Source organism: Pseudomonadota bacterium (genome assembly GCA_018817425.1).
Classification (GTDB): domain Bacteria; phylum Desulfobacterota; class Desulfobacteria; order Desulfobacterales; family RPRI01; genus RPRI01.
In genome coordinates this window covers 82,838-95,087 of record JAHITX010000096.1, presented here as the reverse complement: position 1 = coordinate 95,087, position 12,250 = coordinate 82,838, and the positions used below count along the sequence as shown (strand labels likewise).

Annotated in this window: 12 protein-coding genes; 7 read left to right on the top strand and 5 right to left on the bottom strand. The window is 37.7% G+C overall.

All coding sequences use genetic code 11. From position 1 onward, the window contains the following. Positions 1-82: 82 nt before the first annotated feature. Together KKC46_16840 and budA are read right to left on the bottom strand one after the other, a co-directional pair. A complete protein-coding gene (locus KKC46_16840; GenBank protein MBU1055468.1) occupies positions 83-550 on the bottom strand; it encodes an isochorismatase family protein in 468 nt (155 codons plus the stop codon). A 159-nt stretch (positions 551-709) separates the two neighbouring features. Further along, a complete protein-coding gene (budA, locus tag KKC46_16835) occupies positions 710-1,495 on the bottom strand; it encodes an acetolactate decarboxylase (protein ID MBU1055467.1) in 786 nt (261 codons plus the stop codon). A gap of 180 nt (positions 1,496-1,675) precedes the next feature. Here budA and KKC46_16830 point away from each other — a divergent pair, with 180 nt between their 5' ends. Beyond that, a complete protein-coding gene (locus KKC46_16830) occupies positions 1,676-2,101 on the top strand; it encodes an acyl-CoA thioesterase (protein ID MBU1055466.1) in 426 nt (141 codons plus the stop codon). A 44-nt stretch (positions 2,102-2,145) separates the two neighbouring features. On the opposite strand, the gene tatC is transcribed toward KKC46_16830, so the two are convergent. Both tatC and tatB read right to left on the bottom strand, forming a co-directional pair. Then, a complete protein-coding gene (tatC, locus tag KKC46_16825; protein ID MBU1055465.1) occupies positions 2,146-2,928 on the bottom strand; it encodes a twin-arginine translocase subunit TatC in 783 nt (260 codons plus the stop codon). Continuing rightward, positions 2,915-3,274, bottom strand: coding sequence for a Sec-independent protein translocase protein TatB (gene tatB, locus KKC46_16820; protein ID MBU1055464.1), 360 nt, complete (start codon positions 3,272-3,274; stop codon positions 2,915-2,917). Before tatB ends, tatC begins: the two co-directional genes overlap by 14 nt. A gap of 802 nt (positions 3,275-4,076) precedes the next feature. Here tatB and rho point away from each other — a divergent pair. From rho to KKC46_16790, 6 genes are all read left to right on the top strand, one after another. After that, positions 4,077-5,324: a transcription termination factor Rho gene (gene rho, locus KKC46_16815; protein ID MBU1055463.1), complete on the top strand. Its 1,248-nt coding sequence runs from the start codon at positions 4,077-4,079 to the stop codon at positions 5,322-5,324. Positions 5,325-5,350: 26 nt separating this feature from the next. Continuing rightward, positions 5,351-5,578, top strand: a complete 228-nt coding sequence (rpmE, locus tag KKC46_16810; protein ID MBU1055462.1) for a 50S ribosomal protein L31 — start codon at positions 5,351-5,353, stop codon at positions 5,576-5,578. Positions 5,579-5,677: 99 nt separating this feature from the next. Next, positions 5,678-6,757: a peptide chain release factor 1 gene (gene prfA / locus KKC46_16805; protein ID MBU1055461.1), complete on the top strand. Its 1,080-nt coding sequence runs from the start codon at positions 5,678-5,680 to the stop codon at positions 6,755-6,757. Then, the gene (gene prmC / locus KKC46_16800; protein MBU1055460.1) at positions 6,732-7,634 is read left to right on the top strand and encodes a peptide chain release factor N(5)-glutamine methyltransferase; all 903 of its coding nucleotides are present in this window, start codon (positions 6,732-6,734) and stop codon (positions 7,632-7,634) included. Before prfA ends, prmC begins: the two co-directional genes overlap by 26 nt. After that, complete coding sequence (locus KKC46_16795) at positions 7,534-9,003, top strand: HD domain-containing protein (GenBank protein MBU1055459.1); 1,470 nt, start codon at positions 7,534-7,536, stop codon at positions 9,001-9,003. Before prmC ends, KKC46_16795 begins: the two co-directional genes overlap by 101 nt. Positions 9,004-9,074: 71 nt before the next feature. Beyond that, on the top strand, positions 9,075-10,388 hold the full coding sequence (locus KKC46_16790; protein MBU1055458.1) for a sigma-54 dependent transcriptional regulator: 1,314 nt from the start codon (positions 9,075-9,077) through the stop codon (positions 10,386-10,388). Here the strand turns inward: KKC46_16790 and KKC46_16785 are convergent, their stop codons facing one another. Further along, complete coding sequence (locus KKC46_16785; GenBank protein ID MBU1055457.1) at positions 10,389-11,915, bottom strand: HAMP domain-containing protein; 1,527 nt, start codon at positions 11,913-11,915, stop codon at positions 10,389-10,391. It abuts the gene before it with no gap. Positions 11,916-12,250 lie beyond the last annotated feature (335 nt).

The window sequence follows — 12,250 nt, the reverse complement described above, 5'->3', positions numbered from 1 at the left end:
ATCAATTTAATTATTATTTTGAGAAGTATTATTTATATTATATTGCAACTATTGTATTCGGTTAAGAAAAAACTATCCATTTTTAATATACGAAATTTACTCCGGCATCATGCATTTTCTGACGCGCTTCTTTACCGCCTTCCTGGGTAACCGGCTTTGTTGCATTTGCGATAAGTATTGTTTCAAAGCCTTCTTTGCAAGCATCTGTTACTGTTACCAGAACACAGACATCTTCGGCAAGACCGGAAACCCACAGCCGATTGATGCCGTCTTTTTTTAGCTTAAAGACAAGTCCTGTCTGGTCAAAAACTGAATTCTGGTCCTGGTCAAAGCAAACGCCTTTAGTTATTAATATAGCTGATTCGGGTATTTTTAAATTAGGATGGAATCTTGCACCATCGCTGTCCTGGATACAGTGGGGCGGCCAAAGCCCTCCGCTGTCTTTAAAGCTTAAGTGCCCAACAGGATGCCAGTCTCGTGAGACATATACGGGTATGTGATTTTCAACAGCTGCTTCGATCAATTGGTTAATAAGTGGGGCCAATTGCAAAACGCCCCAGTTAGGTCAAGCTCAAGGCGGGAGAAAATTTCAACCGCAGGAATACTTCGAATATTTCGAGGATAGCGCTAATGCTTCACTTCGTGCGAAATTTAAGCCCAACGCTTAAGATCGGCCAAAATGGGGCGTTTTGAAACTGGCTCATAGCAGCTATTTTTCTACCTTCTCTAAGTCAGACTGTTTGTCCAAAGACAAGTCAGAGTTGTAAAACGCCTTGTTTTGCGGAAGAAGCAATGAAAATCCCGATGTTTCATCAATTTCAAGTACAGCTTCTGAAACGATAAAATCAAGGACATGCCCTCCTGCTTTGCCATCTTCAGTTATAAAATGCAGGTGATAGCCGGGAACGTTTATATTTTTAACATATGAAGGGCAACGAAAGCCTACTATAGTGCCTCTTATTTTACTAAAATGAAATATCGGCTGAGTGCCGACAATTTCTTTTAAAGGCTTGTAAGGCTTGACTTGCTTAGGAACACTTCTTGTCTTAATGGCTTTGAATTTACCTTTAATTTTTATAGCATAAAAAATGTTTGGGGTAATAATTGTTTCATCCATTTTCTTGGTGAAAGAGTCAAAATCCATACCTGAATGAAGATCGGCTTTCTTGTCCGACTCAAAAAAAGTAACTGCGGCAAATGGTGTACGTGTTTTTTCATCAGGTTCTCTTGCCTTGCCGTCCGAAGTTATCTGGTAGTAATGTCCGTCAACTGCAAACATTTCTCCATCCAAAGCGTTGAAAGTGCCCAAGCCGAAGTCTCCATGCCGTTTCAGATCCTTAATAGTCATTTCCCCATCATAAACGCCTCCAAGCAATGCATTGATGGTGGAATATTGAGTGAGTATATCGCGCTGGGAAATATCGCCGCTATAGAGATGCCCGACAAATAAAAAACCAAAACTCAAAATTAAAATAAGGGGGACATGATTTTTCATAATATAAACTTTTCTATGAGTGCATGAAAATAATTTATTTAACTTACTATTAATAATAACTAAAATGTTGACAGAAATTTTGCAACAAATTATTTATTATTTGGTAAGAATGCATAAATTTACGATCTTGCATATGGCAAAAAACCGTAATTGTTATTAGCATAAGAAAATATAATCTTTATGAAAACAAACATTGTTGAACGCAAAATTATGTGGGGTGATCTTGATCCCATGGGAATTGTCTTTTATCCGCGCTATTACGAATGGATGGATGCCGGCAGCCATCTATTTTTTGAATCTATAGGTTTGGATCTGAATATACTTTCAAAACAAAGGCAATTAGGCTTTGGGCTTAACGAGACTTCCTGCATTTATTCAAACCCAGGCAGATATCATCAGACTGTGAGAATTATTACACAACTTGAAGAAGTTAATGAGAAAACCGTTAAATTAAAACACTTGATTTATGATGCATCAGATGATGAGCTTTTGGTTACCGGAGTAGAAAAAAGAATTTGCATGGATGTAAGCAAGCCTGAAAATATCAGAGCAATTGCCATACCGGAAGAAATACATTCCATCTTAAAAAACGCTATTGATTGCTGATAATACAATAATTCAAATAATTTTTTACCAGCTTTTTTTTGATATTATTCCGCTGATGTTTTATCTGTGCTTTCCGTTTCATCATTTTCACTTTCTGCTTTCTCCTTCTTTTTTTCAAAAAATACCGCGCCCAAAATACTGACTTCATAAAGAAACATAAGAGGAACAGCCATAAGAAGCTGATTAAATACATCGGGGGTTGGAGTTAAAAGAGCTGCAACAATAAATATCAGCAGTATTGCATACTTTCTGTTTTTTCTTAAAAATTCAACAGTAACAATACCAAGCTTAGCAAGAAATATTATGACAAGCGGAAGTTGAAAAACAAGTCCAAACCCAAGAAGCATCTTTGTCGCAAATTTTAAATACTCGTTCATGGACGGAAGCGCTTGTATAGTATCTGAGGCGAAACCCAGAAAAAATTTTATAGCTACAGGAAAAACAATAAAATAACAGAAAAGAATTCCTCCGGCAAAAAAAAATACAGAAAAGAATACTATTGGAAATACATGACGTTTTTCATCGTGATAAAGCCCAGGAGCTACAAAAACCCAGATCTGGTAAAACACCACGGGAGAAGCTATCGCAATACCGGCATATAAAGATAACTTCATATAGATAAAAAAGGCTTCTGAAAGCCCGGTAAAAATCATTTTATCTCCGGCTTTCATCTCATGGATAAGAGGAAGTGTTAGAATTTCAAATATTTTTTCCTTAACCCCGTATGTTAACGCAAAACCGACCCCAATAGCGATAAAGCAGATTATCAGGCGTTTTCTGAGTTCGGTCAGGTGGTCTGTAAAAGAAATTTTATCATCCTCTTTCATCTTTTGTTGTTCCTTGTTCAGGTTCTTTTTCTAAGCTGTTTTTATCCTCATTTTCGGTTTTATCTTCGTGCTCGTTTTTATTATCTTCAAAATTGGGAGTGGCATCAATTTCCTCCTGGTTGTTTATATTTAATGCTTTATCTATAATGGCATTTTTATCGATATTTTTTATATCGTTTAAATTTATTTCAGACTCTATTGTTTGTTTAAATTCATTTGTTGTTTTTTTAAGTTCACCAAACATGCGTCCAACTGTTTTGGCTATATCAGGAAGTTTATCAGGGCCAACAACAATGAGCGCTATTGCGGCTATCAAGAGAAATTCAGGCATACCTATGTCTAACATACGTTTTTCTCCATAAAAATTTTTGTTCCACTCTTGGAACAAAAGACCTACCGGTAAAATGATTCAATTCTTTAAGCAAAATTTTTGTTGAAATTAGCACATAATCATACGACTGTAAACTGATCTTGCAATTTGCTACAATAATACTTTTTCTATCTCTAAATATATATAACATTTTTTAACAGGTTCACAATAATTCATCTTTGCGAGCACTCTTGCGTTAGAAATATTTCTATAATAATCATATTTATATTAATGAGTTGTGATCGATATATTCTATAAGCTCAAGAAATTATCAATATTTTAAAATTATTTCTTGTCATAAAAAACCGGATGATATATAATACGCAAAAAAATCAGGTGGCTGTTGATAATGAGTAATTCTTTTTTTTAAAGAAATATTAACAAAAACCAAAGGAATAAACTTCTTGACAGTTGTAAAGCCATAGTATAATCTAAATTATCTTAAAGATATCAAACCCCTCCTTGGAGTGGATACTTAATTTAATCTTCTGATAAAAAACCGATAGATGGCAAATATTCCTCTATAGAAATTAATCCGGATTTAATCCATGATTTGCGGATGGTAATTTATTCTTTTTTGTTTCATGCGACAGGCATATAATCCTTAAGTTTTGAACAAAAAAAAACGATATATTGTATAATAAGTTGATCTTTAGCATCTTGCCGATAGAAGCCCACATATTTGTGCAAACTTCTAGCCCAATATTAACAGCAATTAAATATTCCGTAGAATAATTTTAGAAAAAATCTTTCTGAAGTTAATGAGGTTATAATATTAATGAATATAATTGAACTGAAAAACAAAAAGATTAAAGAGCTGACTCAGCTTGCCAAGACTCTGAATATTGACGGGGCCGCAGGCATGCGTAAGCAGGAGCTGATTTTTGCTTTAATCCAGAGCCAGATAGAAAAAAATGGTTTGATCTATGGGGAAGGTACTCTTGAGATTCTTCCTGACGGATTTGGATTTTTAAGGGCTCCAAGCTACAACTATTTGCCCGGTCCTGATGATATTTATGTTTCTCCGTCACAGATAAGGCGCTTTAATTTAAGAACCGGTGACATTGTTTCCGGCCAGATCAGGCAGCCTAAAGAGTCCGAACGTTATTTCGCCTTGCTGAAAGTAGAAGCTGTAAACCATGAAGATCCTGAAATATCAAGAGATAAAATTCTTTTTGATAATCTGACTCCTCTTTATCCAAACAGGAAAATAAACATAGAAAATAATTCTGAAAACTATTCGATGCGAATAATGGATTTAATGATTCCAATAGGTTTTGGCCAAAGAGGTCTGATTGTTTCACCTCCCAGAGCCGGCAAAACTATGTTGTTACAAAATATTGCAAATAGTATTATAGCAAGCCATAAAGATGTTGTGCCATTTGTTCTTCTTATCGATGAACGGCCGGAAGAAGTTACCGATATGGAACGCAATGTTAAGGCGGAAGTCATTAGTTCCACTTTTGACGAACCAGCCGAAAGACACGTCCAGGTTGCTGAAATGGTTATTGAAAAAGCTAAAAGGCTTGTTGAGCATAAAAGAGATGTTATTATCCTTTTAGACAGCGTCACAAGACTTGCCAGGGCTTATAATTCCGTTATGCCTCCCAGCGGAAAGATTTTATCCGGCGGTGTTGATTCAAATGCTCTTCAGCGGCCTAAACGGTTTTTTGGCGCTGCAAGAAACATAGAGGAGGGAGGAAGCCTGACAATAATTGCAACTGCGCTTGTTGATACCGGAAGCCGTATGGACGAAGTTATTTTTGAGGAATTTAAAGGAACCGGTAATATGGAAATACAACTGGACAGAAAACTTGCTGATAAGCGCGTTTTCCCGGCTATAGACATAAAAAAATCCGGCACAAGAAAAGAAGAACTTCTTTTGTCCGAAGAGACTTTAAACAGGGTATGGATTTTAAGAAAATTTCTTTCTTCATTAAATCCTACAGACAGCCTTGAATTTTTACTTGAAAAAATGCGCGGAACAAAGAATAATGAACAATTTCTTAATTCCATGAATGCATAATATATAAATGTAAGGAGCACAAAACAATGAAAAAAGATATTCATCCGAAATATGCAACTACAACAATTAGTTGCGCCTGCGGTAGTGCAATCGAGGTAGGTTCGACCAAATCAGATATCAAAATTGAAATCTGTTCTAAATGCCATCCCTTTTTCACAGGAAAACAAAAGCTTATAGATACTGCCGGACGTATTGAGCGTTTTCGCAAGAAATACGAAAAATATCAGAATCAGAACAATCAGATATATAAATAACAAAAAAAGATTGCTGTTTGTTTATAAAATCTTTAAAAACGCCTCAAGAAGCATCCATGAGGCGTTTTTAAGCTTATAATATCGTTAAGAAGGCCTTATATGCTTAACAAACTGAAAGGGGCTGAAGAGCGTTTTATGGAACTTGAAATGCTCTTAAGTGATCCTGATACTATTAACGACAGGGAGGCATACCAGAAGTATATTCGGGAGCACTCCTCTTTATCTAAAATTGTATCTATCTACCGCTCATATAAAAATATTAATGAGCAGATCGAAGAAAGCATCACCCTTTTAAAAAATGAAGACCCTGAAATAAAAGAGCTTGCCCGTGATGAGATCGAAGCGCTTGGCCTTGATAAAGAAGATCTTGAAAAACAATTAAGACTGCTTCTTGTTCCCAAAGATGAAAAAGATGAAAAAAATGTTATTCTTGAAATAAGAGCCGGGACAGGCGGAGAAGAAGCGGCCCTTTTTGTAACCGACCTTTTCAGAATGTATACCAGATATGCGGAAAACAGAAACTGGAAAGTTGAAGTTTTATCCAGTCATACCACAGGTGTCGGCGGTCTGAAAGAAATTATTGCTCTAATTCAGGGTAAAGGCGCCTTTAGTCACTTGAAATATGAAAGCGGAACCCATCGGGTACAGCGTGTTCCTGTAACAGAAGCACAGGGAAGAATTCATACTTCTGCGGTAACTGTTGCTGTTTTACCTGAAGCCGAAGAAGTGGAAATCGACATAGATCCTACCGAAATCAAAGTGGATGTTTACCGTGCAACCGGGCCCGGCGGGCAAAGTGTAAATACAACCGATTCTGCCGTGCGAATTACACATCTTCCAACAGGTCTTGTTGTTACCTGCCAGGATGAAAAGTCTCAGTTCAAGAACAAAGCTAAGGCCATGAGAGTATTAAGAGCCCGACTTCTTGACAGATTCACAATGGAACAGAATGAAAAAAGATCCGCAGAACGAAAAACACAGATAGGAAGCGGTGACAGAAGCGAGAGGATCAGAACATATAATTTTCCTCAGTCCCGAATTACCGACCACAGGATAGGACTTACACTATACAAACTTGAATACATTCTTGAAGGTAATATAGACGAAGTAATCAGTGAATTGACATCCCATTATCAGGCCCAGGCATTACAGCATGCAGAATCGGCAAAATCAAACTGAACCTGAATGGACTATAATCAAAATTCTTCAATGGACCACATCTTATTTTAAGACAAATGACATAGACAGCCCCAGAGCAGCCGCTGAAATTCTTCTTGCACATGCACTCAAATTAAAAAGAATTGATCTTTACTTAAGATATGATCAGCCTCTTAACATAAGCGAGCGCAATCTTTTCAAGACTTTGATCAAAAGAAGGATAAACAAAGAGCCCGTCGCATATATTATCGGGAGCAAGGGGTTCTGGAACATTGAACTGATGGTTTCAAAAGATGTCCTTATTCCAAGGCCTGAAACCGAATGCCTTGTGGAAGAGGCTCTCTCATATCTTTCCAAAGATAAAGCTTTTTGCCCAAAAAAGATTCTGGAACTGGGCACGGGGTCAGGCGCTATCATACTTGCGATAGCAGCGCAACATCCTGATAATCATTATTTTGCATCAGATATATCAATGAAAGCTCTTGGCATTGCTTTTAAAAACGCCAAACATCTGGGTCTTGATAATAAAATCAATTTTTTTTGCGGTAGCTGGTTTTTTCCTGTAAAAGATAAGAACAATTTATTGGATATAATTATATCCAACCCGCCTTATATCAGAAGAGATGATATTAAAACCTTGCAACCTGAAATTAACAGATTTGAACCAATAACTGCGCTTGATGGCGGAGAAGACGGGCTTTGCTGTATAAAGCACATAGTAAAGTACGCACATAAATTTCTTAACAAAGGCGGCAAGCTATTACTTGAAATAGGCTATGATCAGAAAACTGCCGTTGATGAAATCATCAAAGCTACAGGGAAATTTGAGCAGGCTTCTTTCAAGAAAGATTACAGCAGTATTGACAGGGTCGTTTGCGCAACAAAAGCATATGATTGAAATTAATCCGGTAATACTCAAAGCAAAAGGTGCTTATCTTGTCGGCGGATCTGTAAGGGATCTGCTTATAGGGCGGACTCCGTCCGATTATGACATAGCAGTACTTGGTTTTGCGCAAAAATATGCCTCCGATCTTGCATCACACATAAGCGGACATGTTGTAAAAATAGGAAAGCAAAAGCAGGTGATATACCGGGTTGTTTCAAAAAATAGCATCTTTGATGTTTCGGCAGCTTTTGGCAATAGCATTGAAGAGGATCTTTCAAAAAGAGATTTTACTATCAATGCAATTTGCTATGATCTTTACTCCCAAAATATTATAGATCTTTATAACGGCATAAATGATCTATCCGCAAAACGGATCAGGATGGTTTCCAAAGAAGTATTTCAAAATGACCCGGTTCGGCTGATAAGAGCTTACAGAATAGGGTCAATGCTTGATTTTGAGATAGAATATCAAACAGAACTGGCCATTATAAATAATGTCAGGCTTATCGCAAAGTCTGCTGGTGAAAGAATAAAAGCCGAAATATTTAAAATTTTTTCAAGTACGAAATCATATACCTTTATTAGTAAAATGGCTGAAACGGGCCTTCTTTTTGAAATCTTTCCGGAGTTATCGGCATTAGTTGGATGCCGCCAAAACAAGTACCATGAGCATGATGTATTCAACCATTGCTTAGCAGCCTATAAGAAGCTTGAAATACTTCTTAACGGCTTTCATGCCAATCCTGAAATATCGGATTTTGCAAAACAGGAAATGGATAATACAAGGTCACCGTTGTTAAAATGTTCAATACTTCTGCACGATACAGGCAAACCATCTTCTATTACTGTTGATAATGGCAATGTCCATTTTTTCGGGCATGAAAAAATAAGTGCCGATATTTTGGGCCGCATAGCAAAAAGACTGAAATTTTCAAATTATGAGACAAATTATATTGATTTTATATTAAGAAATCATATGAAAGTTCTTCATCTCTACGAATCTTATAAGAGAAAGCCGTTGACGGATAAAAGTATTACCCGTTTTTTTGTTAAGTGCAAAGATTATGTCCCGGACTTATTGTTTCATGCAATTGCAGATATGGAAAGCAAAAAAAACAATGATGATAACGGAAACGGGGATTTTATAATGTTTATAACTTTATTAATAAAAATATATACCCTGGTTTATAAGGTCAAACAAAAGGAAGCCCCGCTTATAACAGGCCATGATCTGATTGAAGAATTCGGACTTTCTCCCTCGCCTTTATTTAAAAAGATTTTATCTGTTGTTGAAGAATCAAGACTTTCTGATTATATAAATAGTCGTGGGGAAGCGCTTTTGCTGGCAAAACAATTCTTAAACAACAAAGATAATTCTTGATTTTTAGCAAGGATGATTTTGTCCGCCCTTTTATGTTACTGGTATAATAATGGAGTTGGGTCAAAGATTCTATGCGTTATCGGATTCTAGTAATTGATGATGATTTAGTGGCTTGTGAGGTTTTACAGGAAATCCTAGTAAGAGCTGAATATGATGTTGATATATGTACTTCAGCCAGAGATGCCCTCAAAAAAGACTTATCTTTGTATAATCTTTTAATCAGCGATATACGCATGCCGGATGTAGATGGCCTTAATTTACTTGATCAGGTTCATAAGCAATGGCCTGAATTACCCGTAATCATTGTAACCGCATACGGTTCTCTGGAAACCACCATGGAAGCCCTTCGCCTCGGCGCATCTGATTATATAAGCAAACCATTTTCACCGGAAGCCATCCGTTTAAAGGTAAAAAAGGTTCTCGATGTCAGGGACCTGCAACAGAGACATCTCATAGTTCACCCTGAAACATTACAGGAGCCGCAATTTATAGGTTCTTCCGCTGTCATGGTTGAATTTTATAAGCAACTTGCACGTGCTGCCGATGCATGGGACAGCGTTTTGATAGAAGGTGAGAGTGGAACCGGAAAAGAACTGGCAGCCAGAGCACTTCATCAGCTGAGCTCACGCCGCGGAAATTCTTTTGTAGCGCTCAATTGTGGTGCTATCCCTGAAAACCTTTTGGAATCGGAACTATTCGGCTATGAGAAAGGCGCTTTTACAGGAGCAGATAAATCCCATAAAGGATTGCTTGCTTTGGCTCAGGAAGGTACATTTTTTTTAGATGAAATCACAGAAATGTCAACAGCACTCCAGGGGAAACTTTTGCGTTTTATGCAAAACGGAGAAGTCAGGCGTCTTGGTGGTCATGAGGTTGAAAATGTTGTGGTTCGTGTGGTAGCCGCAGCAAACAGGGATGTTGATGAGGAAATAAAAAAAGGCCGCTTCCGTGCTGACCTTTTATACCGCTTTGTAGTTCGAATACAAACACCTTCACTTAAGCAGCATAAAGAAGATTTGCCGCAGCTTGTAGAGTATTTTATGAAAAAGTGGGGTTATACTTCCGTTAATATTTCCAGTGAAGCTATGGAATGCATAATAGCATATGACTGGCCAGGCAATGTCCGTGAACTGGAAAATATGCTACGCCAAACATTGATAATGTCACCTTTTTCAATGATTTTCCCGGAGAACTTACCGGGGAGATTCCGACACGGGAAAGATAAGGAACAATCACAACTGACACCTCTGGAGGAAGCCGAAAAAAAACAGATCCTCCAGATGTTAAATAATACTTCCTGGAATCAGACAAAAACTTCCCAGCTGCTTGGTATTGATCGGAAAACTCTTCGGGTAAAAATCCAGCGGTATGGGTTAACCAGATAATTAGTTATCAGATATAATCTTTCCGGGTGTTTTTTCTGCAACAGGAAAATGAAGGATGACTTCGGTTCCGCTACCCTGGCAACTTTTTATCTCTATTTGTCCTCCATGCACCTTAGCGACAATGCCGTTTACTATTGCAAGTCCCAGACCGCGCATTCTTTCATCATTATGAGTACTGAAAAAGGGCTCACAGACTTTTTCGATCAATTCCGGTGGAATGCCGGAACCGTTATCTTTTACTGATATTAAAATGAAATTGCCGTCAGGCAGTGAAGATGCTGAAATATGTATTTCACCTCTCTTTTGTATCGCTTCCACTGCATTTTCTATCAGGTTAAGTATAGCTATCTGGAAGCGATAACGGTCAACATGAAGAGGAGGCATATTTTCCTCGACAGTAACGCTAAACTGTATATCCTCTTTCAATATAAGGGGGTCAACTAAAGGCAGCGTTTCATTAAAAAGCTCGGGAATGGATATAGTCTCGAAATGTGGTTCGGGTAAACGGGTTGCACGGCGCACATTCTGAATTACCGTATCCAGTCTTTGTGTCTGCTGGACAATAAGCTCCAGTTTTCGTCCCACATCAGGCGGCCAGTTACCGCTTTCCAAAAGAAGTCTTGCCATTCCTGCTATTGAATGAAGTGGCGTGCCAAGATCATGAGCCAGATTAGCAGTTAAATAGCCAAGGGCGGTAATTTGCTGGAGCTGATTAACCTCTTTTTGCAACTGAACCGCATTATGTGTTGCATCCAGTATTTTCTTTTCAAGCGAAAGATTAAGTTCCTGATACTGTGCAAGTACTTGTTCAATTTTGTCGGCCATTGCATTAAAATGGTTTGCCAGTAGTTTCCACTCATCCTTTCGGTTAAGACTAATACGTCTGTTATACTGTCCTGCCTGAAATTCATCAATTGTACCGATAATTCTTTTCAAAGGACGCCTGATAATCCACCCATAGCTAAGATACAGGACAAGTAAAATAAAAACCAAAAGACCTGCACTGCTTAATATAAGCAAGTGTTTAGCGCTGTTTAATATTTCCATGCCGGACTGAGAAAAGGCAATTACGCCTACAACAACCCTGTTTTTATAGTTTTTACCAGGCATTATGGCAGAAGCTAATAATCCAAGAGCTGGCCCGTTTTCAGTATTTATTTTAATATGTATCGGTTTTAGTTCTTTTGCAACCGACTCTACCAAAGTTTCAGACCAGTTATACTGAACGCGGTTTGCTCCTGCAACATAATCAACATCATCATTTGCTACAGAAAAAATATCAATCCTCGCTAACTGGATGTCACTTTGAATTTGTCCTTTTAAAGTTTTATCAAGAACCGACACTCCGTAACGGGTATGAAAGTTCTGGTAATAAGTAATAGTTGTTTCTGCAACATTGCTGAGCTTTTTAGTCTGCTGGTCTGTTATTATTTTATCCAATGCGCCTATCTGTATCCAGCCCCAAAAGATCATAGTAATGGCCAGCCCTAATAAAGTTATAAGCATAAGACGATTACGAACGGTCATGTGACTTCCTTTTCCTGTCTATAGCATTGGCGATAAATCCATTCCTTGGAGCCACTTTCAAAACATTTCAGTTTGGTTAAGCTCAAGGCGGGCGAAAATTTCAACCACTGGAATACATAAAGTATTTCGAGGATTGGAATTTGAGCCCAACGCAGAGATCGGCCAAAATGGGGCGTTTTGAAACTGGCTCCTTGCTATTGCGGCAATTTAAATACTATGAATTTTAACTTACAGGAGGCAAGATTGCAATTTGATTTGACAAAAGATCAGAATAAAAAAACGGGGTACAAAGATATTCTTTGTACCCCGGAAAGATGATAACCTAAAAGCTATTT